The sequence below is a fragment of the Nonomuraea sp. NPDC059023 genome (assembly GCF_042740095.1).
Classification (GTDB): domain Bacteria; phylum Actinomycetota; class Actinomycetes; order Streptosporangiales; family Streptosporangiaceae; genus Nonomuraea.
On the sequence record NZ_JBHYIO010000053.1, the window covers coordinates 1 to 19,030 of the forward strand.

Consider the following 19,030-nt stretch of genomic DNA (forward strand, 5'->3'; position numbering starts at 1 on the left):
TTTTTTTTATAAGCCACTGTTATCTGACCGGGGGGGGCGGGGGCCCGCTGGCCCGCGGCCCCCGGCACGGGTCACGCGGAGATGGTCTCGTGCAGGCGGCGGGCCTCGTACAGGACGAGGCTCGAGCCCTTGCGCGCGGCCATCTCGGCCAGTCCGGTGATCTCGGCCCGCGTGCCCGCGAGCGCGGCCGCCCGTACGCCGACGCCCAGCAGTTCGCCCAGCCCGGCGCGCGGTCGTTCGCCGGGGCCGGGCAGCAGCGGCGGGAGGGCCACGGCGAGCGTGTGCCACACCTCGGTGTGCGCGCCGGTCTCGGTCAGTTCGCCGAGCGAGCCGGTGATCCGCTTGAGCGGGACGAGCCGGTGCCGGAGCAGCTTCGCCAGAGCCCAGCCCAGGTCGCGGGCGGGGAGCTGCCCGCGGGCGGCCAGCGTGCGGGCCGCGCCGAGCGCCGCCGCGCGTCCCGTGTCGCGCCGGTGCCCGAGACCGGCGGCGATCGCGAGGGCGGTGGCCTGGCCCACCGGGCCTTCGCCATGGGCCAGGGTCGCCAGGGCGTCCATCCTGACGTCGTTGGCCTCGGAGAGAAGGGGCATGCAGCGCACGAGGGCGGTGGCCACGATCTCGCGGTGCGACGGCATGATCATCGGCCACCACGCGGCGTCGGGCGGGTAGGAGAGGTAGACGTGGCCGGGCTTGAGCAGCCACAACTCCGCCAGCCATCCGGGCAGGCGCGCGGGCGGTGTGATCGTGGGGCGTAGCCGGCCGGTCCAGGTGTGATCCTCGTGCAGTTGCCAGGTCACGGCGGGGTCCGGCCACCCGCCCGCACGCAGCCAGGTGGCGAGTGTCCGCCCCGCCTCCGTCGGCAGCCTCTCCGCTCGCGTCAGCGACTCGGGGCCGGTGTGGCGGGGCAGCCGCAGCAGCGCCTGCTCGAAGTCGGCGGGCAACGGCTCGCCGTTCCCGAGCGCCTCCATTCGCTCCACCAGGGTCGCGGCGGCGACGTGGCCGGTGGGTTCGGTCGGGGTGGCGAGCAGCGCGGGAACGCTCCGCCCGCGTTCGAAGAGCGCGATCACCTCCTCCAGGCGGCGGCGCAGGAGGATCTGGGGCGGCCAGGCGTGGTCGGCGTGGTAGCCGCCCGGCTCGGCCGCCGCCGCGCTCACCTTCCGGCTCCGCTCCGGATCGACCAGCGCCAGCGCGCATCGGGTCAGCAGCGTGTGCACCCCGCGGTGGTGAGTGAGGAAGTGGTCGAACACATCGGGGCCGGAGCCGGACACCACCGGCAGATGCCGCCACCACGCCGGCCGCAGCGCCGCCGCCAGCGCGTCGCGGTCACGGTGGGCCAGCTCGACCAGCCCGGCCAGCACCCGCTCGCACGCGTGCGGCTCCTCCGGCCGGGCGAGCTCCCGCAACGCCACGACCACCTCGCCCGGCGCGTCGATCGGCGGCGCGAGGGCGGGCAGCTCACTCTCGCGCGGGACGGCGGCGACGGGCGGCGACTCGCTCGTGCGCGGCTCGGAGGCGAGTCGTGGCTCGGGCTCCGCGCCGGGGCTCGTGCCATAGGCGGCGCTCACCTGCTCGCGCAGGGCGGGGGGCAGCAGGGCGGCGGCCGCGCGGATCGCCTCCCCGGCGTTATCGTCGGCGTGCGGGGCCAGCGTGAGCGCGAGCCGTACCGCGCGCTCACGCAGCGCTGGGGTGTTCACCTCGAACACCGGAGCCAGCGCCCGCACCGCGCAGCCGCCCCTCGGCGCGGGCGCGCGCGCCAGCCACCGCACGGCGGCCAGCACGAACTTCTTCTCCTGCCGGTACGCCAGCGCCCCCACGGCCTCGGCGAACAGGTCGTCGTCCAGCAGCCCCGCGTCCTCCGCCCGCCCGAGCTCCTCCAGCGCGAGCTGCGCCAGCGGCGGCGACGCCCGCGGCAGCAGGCGGACGAAGTCGACAACGGGCAGCTCGTCCGGCTCCGGTGCCAGCAACCGCCAGAGCCGGACGAACGGGGCGATCTCCTCGGCCGGCCCATCGGCCAGGAACCGTCCCGCGCAGCCGCCGACCAGCGCCGCACGCGCCACCTTGCCCTCGTCGGCCAGTACGGCCAGCTCGGCCAGAATGCTCAGCCCCGAGTTCCACCGCTCGTCCAGCGCCAGCGGACCGGCCACGCCCTGCGCCGTGAACAGGCGCGGCACCATGGAAACGAGCAGCGGATCGCCGTCGAGTCCGCCACGGTTCCAGCGCCGCCGCAGCACCAGCCGCCACACCCAGCCGGCCACGAAGGCGTCGCCGTCCGGCGGCTCGATGCCCGTGTCGGCCACCAGGGCGGCGGTCAGATCCCAGCCGGGCATTCCGTCGTCGTCCCGCCGTGACCTGCCGGTCTGCGGGCGCAGCCCGTCCGCCAGCCGTAAGGCCAGCTCACGACGCCACTCCACGCCACGGCCGCGTAGCACGGACATGATGCGGCGCGCGTCGCGCTCGGCGTTGACGGGGCGGCGCAGTTCCCTGCGGTTCAGCCAGGCGGCGACCTGCCGGGCGCCGGTGAAGCAGGCCGCGCCCGCCAGCCGGTACCCGGGCGCCAGGCCCTCGATCTCCCAGCGCGCCTCCACCCCGCCGCGCAGCTCCTCGGCCAGGTGGGCGGGCAGCTGCACGGCGACCGCGCGCCGCCCCAGGTCGTTCAGCCCGTCCAGGAACCTCGCCAGCTCCTCGTCCTCGCCCGCCTCGATGCGGTCGAGGACCTCCCGCCAGGGGTTCATGCGGGCGCCCCGTCCGCCGGCGCGTTGCGGGCCGTCACCGCGGCCCGTCCCAAACAAGCGATCATGGCCGGGACCATAACCGCCGTCCCCGACAATCCTCGCTCTACGGCACGTCGATCCAGGCGCCGTCGCGCATGATGTCGCGCTCGGCCAGCTCGTTCACCTCGCGCCAGGCCTGCACCTGGAGCGGGACGATGCGGTAGTAGGGGTAGGAGGCGCCCTGCTTGCGCGGGTCGAAACCGGCCTTGGCGGCGAACGCGTCGCCGACCTCGGCCGGCAGCTCGGCGGACGGGATCACCTCGCGGAGCTCGCCGTGGATCAGGACGACGTCGCGCGTGGTCCCGAGCGCCACCCTGACCCTGCCGGTGGCCTCCATGTACCTGGCCGTCGGGTTCGTCCTGGCCGTGGAGACGAGCATCGCCTCGCCGTCCCACAGGAACGACAGCGGCATCAGGTACGGCAGGCCGGCCGCATCGGCGGTCGCGAACCAGGCGTCGACGTCGCGGTCGAGCCGGTCCAGGGTGTCGCGGATGCGCCGGCCGGGGTCACGGGCTGGAGGATTCACAGAGGTCAGGGTAGCGCGGGCGCACGTGACCGCGTCCTGCGCGAGCCGGGCGCACGTACCCGCGCACTCCACGACCCGGGCACGTACGCGTGCCCTTCACGAGTTCGTCAGAGTGCCGGAGTAGGGTCCGATGAGTTACCGACGCGGAAGGGGTCTACATCGTCATGACCACGCACACGCTCACGACTCCCGAGGTCGACCTCGTCTACGACGTCCACGGCCCGCTGCCCACTGCCGACGGACGCCCGCCGCTGTTCCTGATCGGCCAGCCCATGGACGCCAGCGGCTTCAGCTCGCTGGCGGAGCACTCGGCCGAGCGCACGGTGATCACCTACGACCCGCGCGGGCTCGGCCGCAGCACCCGCAAGGACGGCCGGGACGACCACACGCCCACCACGCAGGCCGCCGACGTGCACGCCATCATCGAGGCCCTCGGCGCGGGCCCGGTCGACATGTTCGGCAGCAGCGGCGGCGCGGTGACCGCGCTCGCGCTCGTGGCCGCCTACCCCGGCGACGTCGTCACGCTGGTGGCGCACGAGCCGCCGCTCATCCCGGTGCTGCCCGACGCCGAGGCGGCCGAGCGCGCCAGGGCCGGCGTGCGCGAGGCGTACGAGAAGAACGGCTGGGGCGCCGGGATGGCGGCCTTCATGGTGATGACCGGGTGGAAGGGCGAGTTCACCGACGACTACTTCGCCCAGCCCGCGCCGGATCCGGCCGCGTTCGGGATGCCGGCCGGGGACGACGGCACGCGCGACGACCCGCTGCTGTCCGACCGGTCCTGGGCGGTCAGCAGCTACCGGCCCGACACCGGCGCGCTCACCGCGGCCCCTACGCGAATCGTGGTCGCCGTGGGGGAGGAGTCGGCGGACGTCTTCACCGGACGCACCGCGGTGGCGACGGCCGAACTGCTCGGCCAGGAGGTCACGGTCTTCCCCAGCCACCACGGCGGCTTCCTCGGCGGCGAGTTCGGCTACGCCGGGCAGCCGGAGGCCTTCGCCCGCAAGCTGCGCGAGGTCCTCAACGGCTGAGCGTCGAGCCGGTGGGGGCGATTGTCCGACACCTGCTGATATCGGCGCCCGAGGCCGGGCGCCTACAGTCGGCCGGTATGGAGGATCATCCCATGACGCCGCGGGTGAGCTACGGCACGTTCGACTTCGGCCTGACCGCCGAGCAGGAGGAGCGTGCCGCCCGCCTGCACCGCGACAGCATCATCTGCGACCTGCTGTACCAGGGGCCGTACTCGCCGGACGCCTGGACCCGGGAGATGATCGACGACATCGACGCCCGGGGCTCGGACGACCTGTGGCAGGCGTTCCGCTACATCGCCGGCCGCATCACCTCCGGCACGCTGCCCGGCTTCCGTGAGCTGGTCGGACAGTCGGGGATCATCAACAACATGGGCGGCTGCCTGCTGAAGGACAAGGAGTCGCTGCGGGACTACGGCGACTTCCTCGGCCGGCAGCTGGAGACGTTCCCGTGGATACGGCGGGTCATCGACCTGGCCCACGACATGGGCGTGCTGCACATCGCCGACTGCGCGTACAACGTGATGACCTACATCGGGACGGGGTGCACCGAGCGTTACGACGCCGGGCTGAGCCGGTTCGGCCTGGAGTTCGTGCGCCGCTGCAACGAGGTCGGCGTCATCGTCGACACCGCCCACTCCGGCAGGCAGACGACACTGGACGCCTGCGCGGCCTCGGCCGCACCGGTGATCGCCTCGCACACCTCGGCGGCGGCGCTCTTCCCGCACGATCGCGCCAAGAGCGATGAGTAGATCCGGGCGATCGCCGCCTCCGGCGGGGTGATCGGCGTGTACGTCGTGCCGTTCTTCCTCGCGCCGCCCGGCGACACCGGCGCCTCGATCGAGCTGGTGCTCGACCACATGGACTACGTGGCCGAGCTGGTGGGCTGGCAGCACGTGGCGATCGGCACGGACTGGCCGATGGCGCTTCCGCACCACGTCCAGCACCGCGCGTTCTCCGGCAAGCTGGAGGAGTTCGGCTTCCGTGAGGAGCACGCGATCGACGTGACGCAGACCCTGGCCGGGTTCCGCGACTACCGGGACATGGTCAACATCACGCGCGGGCTGGTCTCGCGCGGCTACGGGGACGAGCAGATCCGCGGCATCCTGGGCGAGAACTTCCTGCGGGTGTTCGAAGCGGTGAACGGCTGAGCCCTTGCCTAGAATCGGAGGCCGCTCACCGATTCGAGGAGGCCGGGATGGTGGAGGCGGACTGGCACGAGCATCGCCCCGCGATCTTTGGGGCGGCTTACCGGATCCTCGGCACCGTCGCCGAGGCCGAGGACGTGACGCAGGAGGTCTGGCTGCGCGCCGCCGCCGCGGACCTGTCCGAGGTGCGGGATCTGCGGGCCTGGCTGGTGACCGTGTCCGCCAGGACGTCGTACAACGTGTTGAAGTCGGCGCGGGTCCGGCGCGAGTCCTACGTGGGCCCCTGGCTGCCGGAACCGCTGCTCACCGGCCCCGACGCCGCCGCCCAGGTGCTGGTCGACGAGTCGGTGGGCACCGCGATGCTGGTGGTCATGGAGACGCTCACCCCCGCAGAACGGGTCGCGCTGGTGCTGCACGACGTCTTCGACTTCCCCTTCGACCAGGTCGCCGGCGTGCTCGGGAACACGGCCGCCGCCAGCCGTAAGCTCGCCTCCCGCGCCAGGGCGCGGGTCGCCGCGGCCGAGGAGCCGCCCCGGGCGTCCAAGGCCGAGGTCGAGCGGGTGCTCAAGGCGTTCAAGGCGGCCGCCGACGCGGGGGACATGGCCGGGCTCATCGAACTGCTGGACCCCGAGGCCGTCTACGTCGGCGACGGCGGCGGCAAGGTGACCGCGGCCCGCAGGCCGCTCCAGGGCGCCGAGCTCATCGCCATGCTGGCCGTGCGCACGATCGAGATCCTGCGCCCCGACGCGTACCGGATCATCGAGGTGAACGGCGGGCCGGCCATGGCCACCTACGTGGGCGGGAAACTGGTCTGGGTCGACACCGTGGAGGTCGCCGGCGGGCGGATCACGGCGTTCAGGAGACTGGCCAATCCCGAAAAACTCGCCCACCTCGGTCACATCTGAACCCGCCGTCTTGTCTCCCTGCCGAAACCCCCGTTCCCGGGGGTGAAAGCTGAGAGAGGACGGGACGATGGCTCACGTTGTGATCATCGGAGGTGGCTTCGCGGGCGTGTGGAGCGCGGCGGGAGCGGCGCTGGCCCGCGCGGACGCGGACCTGCGCATCACGCTCATCGCGCCGAACGAGCACCTGGTGCTGCGGCCGCGCCTGTACGAGCCGGAGCCGGACCTGGCCAAGGTGGAGCTGAGCAGGGTTCTCGGGCCGATCGGGGTCGAGCACGTGCGGGCCACGGTGCGCACGATCGACACCGGCCGCCGCGTCGTGGTGGCCGACGGCGTGGAGATCGGCTACGACCGCCTGGTGCTGGCGGCGGGCAGCAAGCTCGTGCGGCCCCGGGACCTACCGGGCGCGGAACGGCTCTTCGACATCGACACCCTGGACGGCGCCCGGCGGCTGACCGATCATCTGCGGGGGATCGAGGACTACTCGGTCGTGGTCGCCGGCGCCGGTTTCGTCGGGCTGGAGGCGGCGACCGCGCTGGCCGCGCGCGGCAGGGTGCTGCTGGTGGACCGGTCGGAGGTGGTCGGGCACCAGCTCGGCCCCGGCCCGCGCGCGCACATCGAGGCGGCGCTGGACGAACTGGGCGTGGAACGCCGGCTCGCGACCACGGTGACGGAGGTCGGCGACGGGTACGCGCTGCTGTCCGACGGGACCAAGGTCGCGGCGGACGCGGTGGTCTGGTCCGTCGGGCTGCGCGCCAGCGAGCTCACCCGGCAGGTCTCCGGCGAACTCGACCACCTCGGCCGGGTGCCGGTGGACCGCGAGCTGCGCGCGCTGCCCGAGGTGTTCGCCGCCGGTGACACGGCCGCGGCGCCGTTCGACGCCGGGCACACGGTCATGCAGGCCTGCCAGCACGCCGTCCCGCTCGGCAAGGTCGCCGGGTACAACGCGGCGGCCGACCTGCTCGGCCGGCCGCCGCGCGACTTCACGCCGGCTCCCTATGTGACGTGCCTGGACCTGGGCGGGGCCGGCGGGGTGTTCACCCGGGGCTGGGACCGCAAGGTGATGGCCTCGGGCGCCGCGGGCGCGGAGGTCAAGCGGCGGATCAACGAGTACATCCACCCGCCGGTCGACGACGCCGGGCTGATCCTCGCCGCCGCCGACCAGGTCTACGAGGCCCTCCCCTTCTTCCCCCGGGAGGAGGAGGCGGCCTGACCTTCCACCCCGGTGCGGCGGCCCGCCGCACCGGGGTTATGGGGTGCCCGAGCGGCAGGTGGGCGTGGTGTGGAACTGGACGGACGCGCCGGAACCGTCGGAGATCACGGCGCGGATGTCGTACCGGAACGTGGGCTGGCAGCCGATGCCCACGAAGGAGCGGTTGTCGAAGGACGGGATGGCGTTGCCGTTGACGAACCAGCGGATGGCGACCGGCGCGACCGCGCCGCTGAAGTGGACCTCGCAGAGGAAGCGCCGGGCGATGGCCTCGCAGCCGGCGCTGTCGAGGGTCAGGGCCATCGCGCTCGCCGACTGAGTCGTCGAGGCGGAAGCGGCGGAGGCGGCGGAGGCGGCGGAGGCGGCGGAGGTGAGCGCGCCCGGTGCCGTGAGCAGGCCGGCCGCCAGCAGGGCCGGTAGTGCGATTTTGTACGACTTACGCATTCCAATCTCCTTTTGGGTGATCGGTTCTCGTGTGGCGACGGGATGGCCCGTCCAACCCCTTGCTTCGCTGGGTCGGGGGTCGCGGATGAAGGGGCGGCCTCAGTGTAGAGATCCAGAGGGGCCGCCGGGTGGATTCCCGCTGCGCGTACGGGACGCCGGCCGTACGCGATCTGAACTGGATGACCAGAGCTTCCCCGAGCAGTCCGGCGCCAATGGACAGCGGCATGGGAGGGCCTCCCGTGGACCACCTACCTGGACGACGAGGAAGCGTTGAGCGGTGAGCTGATCGCGTGGCTGGTGCGGCACGCCCCCGCGCGGCTGCGGGCTTCCGGCGCGCCCGAGCATCTGTCGCACGTGGTGCGTCTGATCGGCCTGCCCTGGCAGGATCGTGCGCTGGACCCGTACTGGGCTGACCGGAAGTTCTGACCGGCGGCTCGGGTGTGTGGCACGAGGGGACGGCGGAGTTTCGTCGGGTGGCACGAAGATGCGGCGGCGGGCAGGTACCACTGTTCGTGCATGAAGAAAGCAGCGGTGCTCGCCGCCCTGGCTCTGGTCACGGCCGCGTGCGGTGGCGGGGGCACGCAGGCCCCCGCCGGTGGTCCGGTCGCGGGCGGCACGTTCACCTACGCCCTGTCCGCCGACCCCGGTGTGCTCGATCCGGCCACCGGCGTGCTCGGCGCCACGAACCTGGTGCTGTCGGTCGCCTACGACACCCTCGTCGCCAGCACCGACGACGGGACCATCGTGCCCGGTCTCGCGGAGAAGTGGGAGGTCAAGCCGGACTCGGTGACCTTCACCCTGCGCAAGGACGTCACCTGCTCCGACGGCTCCAAGCTCACCCCGGCCGACGTCGCGCAGAACGTCAACCACATCGCCGACCCGGCCACCAAGTCGCCCATCTACGGCGTCCTGCTGCCGGTCGGGATGAAGGCCGTGGCCGACGACGCCGCCGGGACGGTGACGCTGTCGACGCCCAAGCCGTTCTCCTTCATCCTGCAGAGCGCCGAGAGCCTGTTCATCGTCTGCGGCAAGGGTGTGAAGGACCGCGCGTCCATCGCCCGTGCCACCTCCGGTACGGGCCCGTACGTGCTGAAGTCGGCCGCGCCCGGCGACTCCTACACCTTCGAGGTCCGCAAGGACTACGCCTGGGGCCCGAACGGGGCCACGTCGAAGGGGCTGCCGGACAAGGTGGTGCTGAAGGTCGTGCCCAACGAGCAGACCGCGGCGAACCTGCTGCTGGCCGGAAGCATCAACGGGGCCACGTTCTACGGCGCCGACCGTACGCGCCTGGAGGCGGCGCCCGGCATCGGCAAGATGCTGCCGTCGGCCGGTCAGCACCAGTTCTTCTACCACCAGGGCGACGACCGGCCCACCAAGGACCCGGCCGTGCGCAAGGCGCTGACCCAGGCCGTCAACCTGAAGGAACTGGGCGGCATCGCCACCAGCGGCACCGGCAGGCCGGCCACCGGCATGGTCGCCGAGCCCAGGCCGTGCAAGGGCGACAGCGTGGCCGGTCACGTGCCCGCCTTCGACGTCGCCGCCTCCGCCGCGGGACTGGACGTCGCCGGATGGAAGGCGGGCCCCGACGGGATCCGGGTCAAGGACGGCAAGCGGCTGTCGCTGCGCTACCTCTACGTCACCACGAGGGGCGCGGGCATCCAGGCGGCCGCCGAGTACCTGGCCGCCACGTGGAAGAAGCTGGGCGTCGAGATCAAGCTCAACGGCGTCCTGGACACCAAGCTGGCCGAGTCGCTCAACGCCACCCAGGACTGGGACGTGGCCTGGTTGCCGATCGGCGTCACCCTGCCCTCGCAGCTCGTCGGCTTCCTGAGCGGGCCCGCGGCGCCCAAGGGGGCCAACTTCGCCCACCTGGCCAACGAGCGCTACACCAAGCTGGTGGAGGAGGCCACGCTGAAGCCGGGCGAGGAGGGTTGCAAGCTGTGGCTGGAGGCCGAGTCGGCGCTGTTCGAGAACGGCGACCTGGTTCCCGTCGCCGACACCACCGTGCTGGTGGCCACCAAGAACGCCACGTTCAGCCTGATCCTCGGGCTGTTCGACCCCACCTCGATCCGGCTCACCCAGGGCGGCTGAGGTGGAAGAAGCGGCCGTACAGCCGCTGGAACACCGGGTAGGGGAGTAGCGCGCGCAGCCACGGCAGCATGCGGGCCTGCGCCCCGACCCGGTAGACGGGGCGCATCCGGCGCGACTCGACGGCCCGGACGATGCCGCCGGCCACCGGCGCCGGTGACGGGCCGTCGAGCTGCAGCCGCCGGAAGCGTTCGATGACCCGGGTGCGTGCCGGTTCGTAGCCGGGGATCGGGTCGCTCTCGCGCATCGCGGCCGCCGCCCCGGTACGCACGCTGGTGGCCTCGACGCAGGCCACCCGCACCCCGAACGGCGCGACCTCGTAGCGCAGCGCCTCGGCGTAGTGGTTCAGGGCGGCCTTGCTGGCGGAGTAGATCGCGTGGAACGGGATGGCGGCGACGGCCGCGGTGGAGCTCATCAGCACCAGCCTGCCCGCGCGCCGCTCGCGCATGGCGGGCAGCACCGCGCGGACCAGGTGATGGGCGCCCAGCAGGTACGCCTCCAGCTGGGCCAGGGCCAGTTCGTCCGAGGTCTCCTCCACCGCCCCGGCGACGTAGAAGCCCACGCTGTACACCAGCGCGTCGAGCCGCCCGTGCCGGGCGAGGACGTGGTCGACACACGCGCGGACGGAGCCTTCGTCGCCGACCTCCAGGGCGAGCGGGCTCACGCCCGGGATGTCCACGCGGTCCGCCGCGCGGCTGGTGCCGTACACCTGATGACCGCGACGGGCCAGCGCCTGCGCGGTCTCCAGCCCGACGCCCGACGAGGCGCCCGCCACGAGGACCACAGAGATCATGGCCCCGACGCTAGGTGAGTGAGTACAAAAAATCAACCCACCTGGTCATGCCGGGTTCAGGGTGGGATTGCCGGGTTCGATGACGAAGGAGCCCGAGGTGTGGGCGGGGGCGTCAGGCCGGGTGACGTAGGGCAGAGAGCGGAAGTCGACCCGCATCTCGCTCGTGGTGACCTTGGCGCGCACGTAGCCGCGCCGGCCGTTGAAGAACTTGACGTGCGGGTTCTCCGCCAGGAGCTGCTTGGTGTTGGGGTACTCGTCCAGGCCGTCGCCCGCCGAGGTCACCGACGTGGTGACCAGCTCGACCGCCACCGGCCTGGACTCGCGCCTGATCTCGCCCGCCCAGTGGGAGTGCACGTCGCCGGTGAGCACGACGCCGTTGCGCCGGTTGTCCTCGATGGCGGCGGCCAGCCGGTCCCGCGAGGCGACGTAGCCGTCCCAGCCCTCGTTGGACCAGCCCTTGGCCTCGCCGTTCACCCAGTCCATCTCCATCATGAAGACCTGCTGGCCCAGCAGGTCCCAGGTGGCGCGGGAACGGCGCAGCTCGCCCTGCAGCCAGGCCTCCTGCCGGGGGCCGAGTATGGTGCGCTCCGGCGCGAACCGCTCCGCGCACTCCGGGCCGACGGTCCCGGACCGGCCGGTGCAGGCGTACAGGTCGCGGTACTGGCGGGTGTCGAGCAGGTGCAGGTTGGCCACCGCCCCCCAGCGGATGCTGCGGTACAGACGCAGCGCCGGGCCGTCGGGGCGCTGGGCGCGGCGCAGCGGCATGTTCTCGTAGTAGGCCTGGAAGGCCGCGGCCCGGCGCGGCAGGAACGGCGGCTCCGGCTGCTCGGGGACGTCGCCCGCCCAGCCGTTGTCCACCTCGTGGTCGTCCCAGACCACGGTCCAGGGCGCGATCGCGTGCGCCGCCCGCAGGTCGGGGTCGGCGCGGTGCTGCGCCAGCCGCAGGCGGTATCCGGCCAGGTCGAGGCACTCGCCGCCGGCCTGGTCGCGCACCGGGGCGCGGTAGTCGCCGTACTCGTAGAAGTAGTCGCCGAGGAAGGCGATGAGGTCGGGATGGTCCTCGGCCATGCGCTTGTAGGGGGTGAACCAGCCCGTCTGGTAGTCGGCGCAGGAGGTGAAGGAGAGGTTCAGCGCCCGGCTACGGGTGCCCGGGGCGGGCGCGGTGACCGTCCGGCCGGCCGGCGAGATCTCGGAGCCGGCCCGGAAGCGGTAGAAGTAGTCGGCGCCGGGGTCGAGCCCGTGTAACTCGACGTGGACGCTGTGCGCCGCCTCCGGGCGGGCCACCGCGGCTCCCGCGCGCACCACCCGCCGGAAGTTCTCGTCCTTGGCGACCTGCCACAACACCGGCACCGGCCGGTACGGCATGCCGCCCAGACCGTCGAGCGCGAGCGGATCCATGGCCAGGCGGGTCCACAGGACCACGCCGTCGGGCGCGGGCTCGCCCGAGGCGACGCCCAGCCGGAAGACATCGGATAAGGGGGCGCGCCGGGCCGCCGCGCGCACCGGGGAGTCCCCCAGTGCGGCGGTCAGGCCCACGCCGGCGCCCCCGGCGAACAACGATCGCCGGGTGATCATGGAGACTCCTACTTGATGGTCGCGTTGCCGTCCGTGACGGCCTGGTCGAGGCCCTGTTTCACCGGGAGCCGGCCCAGGTAGATCTCGTTGAAGATGGAGTTCAGCTTCTGCTCGAAGCCGGTCCAGCCGGTCACGATCGGCATGTTGAACGTCGTGCCCTTGGACTCCTCCAGGTACGGCGTGACGTCGATCTTCTTCGTGTTCTTCCAGAAGTCGACGTAACCCTGCGCCAGCGCGTCACCCTTGAGCGCGGGGAAGGCGAAGCCCTGGTCGGCCATCGACTTCTGCGCCTCCTCGGTGCCCAGGTAGGCGGCGAGCTTCTTGGCCTCCTCCAGGTGCTTCGACTTGGCGTACACCGCCTCGCCCAGGCCGTTGATGTTGGCCGAGCGGCCCTTGGGGCCCTCCGGCATCATCGCGACGCCGATCTCGAACGCCGCCTCGGGCGCCACGAACGGCAGCAGCGCGTTGTTGGCCGGGTACATGGCGACCTGGCCGCCCTTGAACATGTCGGCGGCCGTGCCGGTGGGCGGGTTCGTCTGGCTCGCGGGCGGCGAGACCTGGTGCTTGTTCACCAGGTCCACGCCGAACTGCACCGCCTGCACCGAGGCGTCGTCGTTGAAGGTGTACTTGCCGAACGGCTTGTCGATGAGCTTGCCGCCGTTGGACTCGATCCAGTTCATCCACTGGGTCTGCGAGTGGTTGGCCGAGGCGAAGCCGTACACCTTGGTCTTGGCCGCGTTGAAGCCGCTCTCGCCGGGGTGCTTGCCGGCCTCGTCCACCGTCAGCTTCCTGGCCAGCTCCAGCAGCGTGCCGGAGCCGTCGGGGGCCCAGGTGAGCTTGTCCGGCATCTCCACGCCGGCCTTCTTGAACAGGTCCTTGTTGTACAGGACGCCGGGCATGCCCCAGTCCTTGGGCACGCCGTACAGCTTGCCCTCATAGGTGTTGGAGGCGACGACGTTGGGGTGGTACTTCGCGGTGTCCAGCCCGAGCGAGCCGAGGTCGGCGAGCACGCCCTTGGTGGCGAACTCGGGGAAGTAGGTGACCTGCATCCAGAACACGTCCGGGCCGCTGCCCGCGACCGCGTCGGCGGTGAGCTTGGTCCAGTAGTCGTCCCAGGGCAGGACCTCGATCTTGACCTTGATGTTCGGGTTGGCCTTCTCGAAGGCGGCCATGACCTTGTCGTAGCCGACCTTCTGCTGCTCGTCCCAGATGCGGTAGGTGAGCGTCACCGGTCCGCCGGCGTCGGAGGATCCTCCGGAGCCGCAGGCGGCGATCGGGAGCAGGGTCAGCGCCGCCAGGGCGAGGCGGAGACGGGGGGATTTCATGGGGGGGGGTACGCCTTTCACTTCAGCCCGGTCAACACGACCGACCGGACGATGTAACGCTGGAAGAAGATGAAGATCACGACCATGGGGACCAGCGCGATCAGCCCGCCGGACATGATCGCCGTGTAGTCGACCCCGATGCCCACCTTGAGCGCCGCCAGGGCGACGGTGATGACCTTGGTCTCGTCGCCGCTGGTGATGATCAGCGGCCACATGAAGCTGTTCCACGAGGAGATCACGGTGATGATCGCCAGCGTGCCCAGCGCGGGCTTGCACAGCGGCAGCAGTACCCGCAGCAGGATCGTCAGAGGCCCCGCGCCGTCGATGCGCGCGGCCTCCTCCAGCCCCGCGGGCAGGCCGCGGAAGAACTGCCGCATGAGGAAGATCCCGTACGGCGTGCCGAGGATGTACGGCACCAGCAGCCCGCCCCAGGTGTTGATGAGGTCGAGCTGACGCATGATGAGGAACAGCGGGATGACCGTCACCGCGACCGGCACCATCATGGTCGCGACGAACATCCAGAACAGCACCTCCCTGCCGCGGAAGCGGAGCCTGGCGAACGCGTAGGCGGCGAACGTGGTGAACACCAGTTGCCCGGCCGTCAGCGCGAGCGTCATGAGCAGCGTGTTCAGGATGAAGGAGGGGAAGTCGCCGCCCAGCAGCTTCTCCAGGTTGGCCGTCGTCATCGGGTCGCCGGGCAGCCACGGCGCGGTGGTGTGGAGCTGGGCGCGCTCCTTGAAGGCGGTCAGCACGACCAGCAGATAGGGGAAGACGGAGACGAACGCGCCGATGACGAGGACGGCGTAGAGGAGGAATCGCTTCACGGTCTGCCTCAGCTCAGGTCGTAGGTGGTGCGCTTGCTGAAGAACCGGATCTGCGCCGTCGTCACCAGCAGAATGATCAGGAAGAGCAGGATCGACAGCGTGGCCGCGTAGCCGAAGTCGAACTCCCTGAACGCGGTGTGGAAGATCTTGTAGTTGAAGACCGTCGTGGACTCGCTGGGCCCGCCCGCCGTCATCGAGTAGATCGTGTCGAAGGCCTGGAAGGCGCCGATCATGTTGGTCACCATGACGAAGAACATCGTGGGGTTGAGCAGCGGCAGCGTCACCCGGAAGAAGCGCTGGCGCGGCGTGGCCCCGTCGACGGAGGACGCGTCGTGCAGTTCCTGCGGGATCCCCTGCAGCCCGGCGAGGAAGAACAGCATGTTGTAGCCGGTGTTCTGCCAGACGCTCACCAGGGCGACCGCCGGCAGCGCCAGCGACGTCTCCGACAGCCAGGCGGGCCCGGTGACGCCGAACACCTCCAGGAACCGGTTGATCGCGCCGTCCCTCGGGTCGAAGATCCAGCTCCAGACCAGGCCGAGCACCATCGGGGTCGCGATCCAGGGGATCACGAACAGCGCGCGGAAGAACTTGACCCCCTTGAGCTTCTGGTTCACCAGCATCGCCAGCGCCAGCGCGAGCACCGTCTGCAGCGGGATGCACAGCAGGACGTACAGGACGGTGACGCCGAGCGAGCTCCAGACCGTGCCGTCGGCCGCCATCGCGACGTAGTTGTCCAGGCCGACGAAGACCGGATCCGACAGCAGTTCCCAGTCGAACAGGCTGAGGCCGAAGACGATGAGGACGGGCAGCAGGAGGAAGGCGACGACGCCGAACAGGCTCGGCGCGACGAACACGTAGGGGTGCAGGGAGTGCCAGCGGCGGCGGGCCTTCCCGCGGCGGCGCCGGCCGGTCGCCGCCGACAGGGGCCGCGCGTCGGCCGTCACGACGGATCCGTCCTGGTCGGGACCAGCAGGCGTCTGGTCGTCTCCAGCCCCCACGCGTCGAGGGCGGCGATCGGGTCGCTGGAGCCGCGCAGCCCGCCGGTGGCGGCGATGTGGGCGGCCCAGTCCTCGCGGGCCTCCATCTCGGGCCTGGCGAGGATGCAGTCGGGGTCGTTGACCCACCAGCGGGCGTGCAGGAACTCCCTGGCCGCCCCGGCCAGGCGGGCGCCGAGCTGCGACGGCTGGCTGATGTCGCCGGACCTCGGCAGCAGCGTGGGGGCGATGTCGGGGCTGACCCGCATGATGTCGACCAGGCCGAGGCTGGGCAGCATCGGGGCGCCGCAGCCGTGGATGGTGGCGCCGGGCCCCGCGCCCTCGCGGATCAGCTCCAGGCCCCTGCGGTAGGCGGCGATCGGGTCCACGTCCTGGTGGCGGCGGCCGGGGAGCGCGCCGGCGTAGATGTAGTCGAGCTTGAAGTGGGTCAGGCCGATCGCGGCCAGCCGCTCGAAGACGTGGACCAGGTGGGCGGCGGCGTCGGGGTGGGTGACGTCGAGGACGGCGAGGTCCTGGTCCCACATGTGCCCGGCCGACACCCCGGGGACCAGCCAGTCGGGGTGCTCGCGGAAGATCCGGCTGCGGTGGCCGGCCAGGAAGGGGGCGACCCAGATCCCGGCCCGCTTGCCGGCGTCGGTGATCGCGCCGACCGCGCGCTCCAGCGAGCCGAACTCCGGTCGTAAGTCCAGCCAGTCGCCGATCCCGGCCTCGTAGCCGTCGTCGATGAGGAACATGTCGGCGTCCACGCGGTGCCGGCGGGCCAGCTCCAGGTTCTCCAGGACGTCGGCCTCGGTGACCTTGTCCCAGTAGCCGTACCAGGTGCACCACATGGGCGGCACCGCGGGGAACGACTCGGGGGCGTGCCCGGTGGCGATCGTGCCTGCCCAGTCGCGCAGCGCCTGGGCCAAGGGCTTTGCGGTACGGCTGTGCCGTACCGGGCCGTCGGCGGAGACGACCAGCCGGTCGTGCTCGCGCCGGGCCCGGATCGAGGGCACCTGCAGAGGGCCGGGCGCGGACCACAACTCGACGGGACCACCGTCGCCGGGGTCGATCGCGAGCAGGCCCTCGCCCTGGAACACGCCGGCGGGCGCGGGCGTCTCGGGGCGGTAGCAGAGGGTCTGGATCGTGGGGTCGGCCGCACGGGGCGGCCGGTCGTCCAGGCGGTAGGCGCCTGTCGGGCTCCACGACTGCCAGCCGTGTTCGAAGACCAGCGCGTTCCGGGGGTCGCAGCTGACCTCGCCGACGTCTGCGAACGGCATCAGGCTTGTTTCCTCTCGCTACTTACGAAGGAGTGCTTCATTACTAGCACCGTGGCAATCAGCCGGTCAATGCCGATTTCGTAGCGAAAACCAGGGAAAACGAGCCGAAGTGCGCACTGGCATACTGCTCACATAACCAGGAAAGCTCCATTAGGGAGGACGATGACGAACCTTCGCGGCGGTGACCTGTCCCGGCTGAGACAGCTCAACTCGCTGTCGGCCCTGCGCGAGCTGCGCGGGGCCGGGCCGCTCACGCTCTCGGCCCTGGCCGAGCGGACCGGCCTGTCCAGACCCTCCACCAAAGACGTCGTCGACGAGCTCATCGAACTCGGCTGGGTCGTCGAGGTCGCGCCGACCGCGGGCAGCATGGGCCGCCCCGCCCGGCGCTACCGCTTCCGCGCCGACAGCGGCTACCTGGTGGGCATCGACATAGGCGCGCACAACGTCCGCGCCGCGCTGGCCGACCTCGACGGCGAGGTCCTGGCCGAGACCCGGCAGCCCGTCCTGCCCGAAGCCCCGCTCGCCGACCGGCTGGCCGCCATAGAGCGCGCGGTGGACGGCTGCCTCGCGCTGAGCGGCAAACGCATGACCGACCTCTGGACCGTGGCCGTCGGCACCAACGGCGTCGTCACCCCCGAGGGCCGCGTCGTCTTCTCCGCCGCCATCCCCGCCTGGCGCGGCCTGGACCTGGCGGCCGAGCTGCGCCGCATGTTCCCGTGCGAGGTGCTGATAGAGAACGACAGCAGGCTGGCCGTACTCGCCGAGTCCAAGCGCGGGGCCGCGCGCGGTGCCGGCGACGTCGTCTTCCTGCACATCGGGCGGCGCATGGGATCGGCCCTGATCATCGACGGCAAACTCCACCGGGGCTACGGCGCCGCCGCCGGCGAGATCGCCATGCTGCCCGAGGCGCGCTGGTACGACGCCCCGGAACACCTGCACGCCTGCCCCGCCGTACCCGCCGACGTGCCGCCCGAGGACGCGGCGGGACACACGCTCGCGGCCGCAAGGGACGGCGACCCCGTCGCCCTGGACTGCGTCGGACGCTTCGTCGACGACCTGGCCGTCGGCACCGCCGCCATGGTGCTGCTGCTCGACCCGGAGGTCGTCGTGCTCGGCGGCGGCTTCTCCCGCTCGGCCGACGTCCTGCTGCCGCCGCTGCGCGAGCGCCTCGAACGCGTGTGCATGCGCATGCCCGAGGTCCGCGCCTCGACGCTGGGGGAGGAGTGCGTGGTCTTCGGCGCCATCGAGTACGCCGTCGCCCACCACGACCGCCACCTGTTCTCCGACGACGTGGACCCCGGCGCTCAGCGGTCGCCGGGCTCGGCCGGGCAGGGGTCGCCGACGTGGACGCGCGGCACCGGGTAGAGCACGCTGCGCCGCCGCTCCGGCAACTCCTTCAGCCAGGCGTCGTCGTAGGCGTAGCCGTAGCGGCTGCCGGCCCAGACGGGCCCGTAGCGGTAGATGAGGACGCGGCGCTCACCCGGGTTCGTCCGGGTGGAGCCGCCGTGCATCAGCCCGTCGACGAAGAGCAGCGCGTCGCCCTTGTTGAGGTAGGCCGGGATCGCGCCGGGCAGGGTGTCCATCCGGTCGCCGCGAGCGTAGTCGCCGGCCAGCGGATGCCTGAAGTTCGACTTGTGCGAGCCGGGCACCACCATCGTCGCGCCGTCGCCCGGCCCGATGTCGGTGAGCGCGAGGATGATGTTGACCTGGCCGCAGCGGAAGACGCCGTGGTCGTAGCGGTAGCCGCAGCGCAGCGCCGTACGGTAGCCGCCGGAGTGCACGGGATGGTGCCCGCCCGACTCCCTGATCGAGGCGATCGTCTCGTCGATGAAGACGCCGGGGATGTAGCTGTCCTCCTCGCCCGCGTAGTGCTTGACCAGCTCGAACCAGCTCGGATGGTCGATCAGCTCCTCGAACGGCCGCCCCGCCGCCACCGCCTGGTGCAGCTCGAACCCGGTCTCCGGGGTGTAGTCGCGCCGCTGGCCGCCCCGGTACCACTCGCCGCGGGCCAGATCGCGCGGGAAGGCGTCGAACTCGGCGTTGAGCCGCGCCAGCAGGTCCTGATCGACCGCGTTCTCCAGGATCAGGTAGCCGTTGAGGTCGAACATGAAGTCGTCGAGCTCGGACATGGTGCCTACCTCCGCATCA

The 19,030-nt window shown here is 71.8% G+C and carries 16 protein-coding genes and 1 pseudogene; 7 read left to right on the forward strand and 10 right to left on the reverse strand.

The genetic code is table 11. From position 1 onward, the window contains the following. Positions 1-71: 71 nt before the first annotated feature. Positions 72-2,729 carry a DUF6493 family protein gene (locus ACFWYW_RS51845; protein WP_379619867.1) on the reverse strand — a complete coding sequence of 886 codons (2,658 nt, stop codon included), beginning with the start codon at positions 2,727-2,729 and terminating at the stop codon, positions 72-74. A 103-nt stretch (positions 2,730-2,832) separates the two neighbouring features. Then, entirely contained in the window at positions 2,833-3,294 is a 462-nt protein-coding gene (locus tag ACFWYW_RS51850) for a pyridoxamine 5'-phosphate oxidase family protein (protein ID WP_379619865.1), read from the reverse strand. A gap of 164 nt (positions 3,295-3,458) precedes the next feature. On the opposite strand from ACFWYW_RS51850, the gene ACFWYW_RS51855 reads away from it, so the two are divergent. The 4 genes and pseudogenes from ACFWYW_RS51855 to ACFWYW_RS51870 all read left to right on the forward strand — a co-directional run bounded on the left by ACFWYW_RS51855 (position 3,459) and on the right by ACFWYW_RS51870 (position 7,582). Continuing rightward, entirely contained in the window at positions 3,459-4,322 is an 864-nt protein-coding gene (locus ACFWYW_RS51855) for an alpha/beta fold hydrolase (protein ID WP_379619863.1), read from the forward strand. Between the two features lie 368 nt (positions 4,323-4,690). Next, positions 4,691-5,470 (forward strand): annotated as a pseudogene (locus ACFWYW_RS51860) (dipeptidase). 47 nt (positions 5,471-5,517) lie between these two features. Beyond that, positions 5,518-6,372, forward strand: coding sequence for an RNA polymerase sigma factor SigJ (gene sigJ / locus ACFWYW_RS51865; RefSeq protein ID WP_379619861.1), 855 nt, complete (start codon positions 5,518-5,520; stop codon positions 6,370-6,372). Between the two features lie 67 nt (positions 6,373-6,439). Beyond that, positions 6,440-7,582 (forward strand): NAD(P)/FAD-dependent oxidoreductase, encoded by a 1,143-nt coding sequence (locus ACFWYW_RS51870; protein WP_379619859.1) that lies wholly within the window; start codon positions 6,440-6,442, stop codon positions 7,580-7,582. Positions 7,583-7,618: 36 nt separating this feature from the next. Here the strand turns inward: ACFWYW_RS51870 and ACFWYW_RS51875 are convergent, their stop codons facing one another. After that, the gene (locus ACFWYW_RS51875) at positions 7,619-8,023 is read right to left on the reverse strand and encodes a hypothetical protein (protein ID WP_379619857.1); all 405 of its coding nucleotides are present in this window, start codon (positions 8,021-8,023) and stop codon (positions 7,619-7,621) included. Between the two features lie 270 nt (positions 8,024-8,293). Here ACFWYW_RS51875 and ACFWYW_RS51880 point away from each other — a divergent pair, with 270 nt between their 5' ends. Both ACFWYW_RS51880 and ACFWYW_RS51885 read left to right on the forward strand, forming a co-directional pair. Continuing rightward, positions 8,294-8,449: a hypothetical protein gene (locus ACFWYW_RS51880; RefSeq protein ID WP_379619855.1), complete on the forward strand. Its 156-nt coding sequence runs from the start codon at positions 8,294-8,296 to the stop codon at positions 8,447-8,449. A 90-nt stretch (positions 8,450-8,539) separates the two neighbouring features. Beyond that, positions 8,540-10,114 carry an ABC transporter substrate-binding protein gene (locus ACFWYW_RS51885; protein WP_379619853.1) on the forward strand — a complete coding sequence of 525 codons (1,575 nt, stop codon included), beginning with the start codon at positions 8,540-8,542 and terminating at the stop codon, positions 10,112-10,114. Here the strand turns inward: ACFWYW_RS51885 and ACFWYW_RS51890 are convergent. The 6 genes from ACFWYW_RS51890 to ACFWYW_RS51915 are packed head-to-tail and all read right to left on the reverse strand — an operon-like array spanning position 10,098 to position 16,882. Next, the gene (locus tag ACFWYW_RS51890) at positions 10,098-10,904 is read right to left on the reverse strand and encodes an SDR family NAD(P)-dependent oxidoreductase (protein WP_379619851.1); all 807 of its coding nucleotides are present in this window, start codon (positions 10,902-10,904) and stop codon (positions 10,098-10,100) included. The two genes, ACFWYW_RS51885 and ACFWYW_RS51890, sit on opposite strands and share 17 nt — an antisense overlap. A gap of 45 nt (positions 10,905-10,949) precedes the next feature. Further along, positions 10,950-12,479, reverse strand: coding sequence for an alkaline phosphatase D family protein (locus ACFWYW_RS51895; protein ID WP_379619848.1), 1,530 nt, complete (start codon positions 12,477-12,479; stop codon positions 10,950-10,952). An 8-nt stretch (positions 12,480-12,487) separates the two neighbouring features. Further along, positions 12,488-13,804 (reverse strand): ABC transporter substrate-binding protein, encoded by a 1,317-nt coding sequence (locus ACFWYW_RS51900; protein ID WP_379619846.1) that lies wholly within the window; start codon positions 13,802-13,804, stop codon positions 12,488-12,490. A gap of 17 nt (positions 13,805-13,821) precedes the next feature. Further along, on the reverse strand, positions 13,822-14,628 hold the full coding sequence (locus tag ACFWYW_RS51905) for a carbohydrate ABC transporter permease (RefSeq protein ID WP_379619844.1): 807 nt from the start codon (positions 14,626-14,628) through the stop codon (positions 13,822-13,824). A gap of 8 nt (positions 14,629-14,636) precedes the next feature. Continuing rightward, positions 14,637-15,572, reverse strand: coding sequence for a carbohydrate ABC transporter permease (locus tag ACFWYW_RS51910; RefSeq protein ID WP_379619842.1), 936 nt, complete (start codon positions 15,570-15,572; stop codon positions 14,637-14,639). Further along, positions 15,569-16,882, reverse strand: a complete 1,314-nt coding sequence (locus ACFWYW_RS51915; RefSeq protein ID WP_379619840.1) for a glycoside hydrolase family 36 protein — start codon at positions 16,880-16,882, stop codon at positions 15,569-15,571. The genes ACFWYW_RS51910 and ACFWYW_RS51915 overlap by 4 nt, the downstream gene beginning before the upstream one ends. A 162-nt stretch (positions 16,883-17,044) precedes the next feature. Here ACFWYW_RS51915 and ACFWYW_RS51920 point away from each other — a divergent pair, with 162 nt between their 5' ends. After that, a complete protein-coding gene (locus ACFWYW_RS51920; RefSeq protein WP_379619838.1) occupies positions 17,045-18,247 on the forward strand; it encodes an ROK family protein in 1,203 nt (400 codons plus the stop codon). On the opposite strand, the gene ACFWYW_RS51925 is transcribed toward ACFWYW_RS51920, so the two are convergent. Further along, entirely contained in the window at positions 18,187-19,011 is an 825-nt protein-coding gene (locus ACFWYW_RS51925; protein ID WP_379619836.1) for a phytanoyl-CoA dioxygenase family protein, read from the reverse strand. The two genes, ACFWYW_RS51920 and ACFWYW_RS51925, sit on opposite strands and share 61 nt — an antisense overlap. Positions 19,012-19,030: the final 19 nt, after the last annotated feature.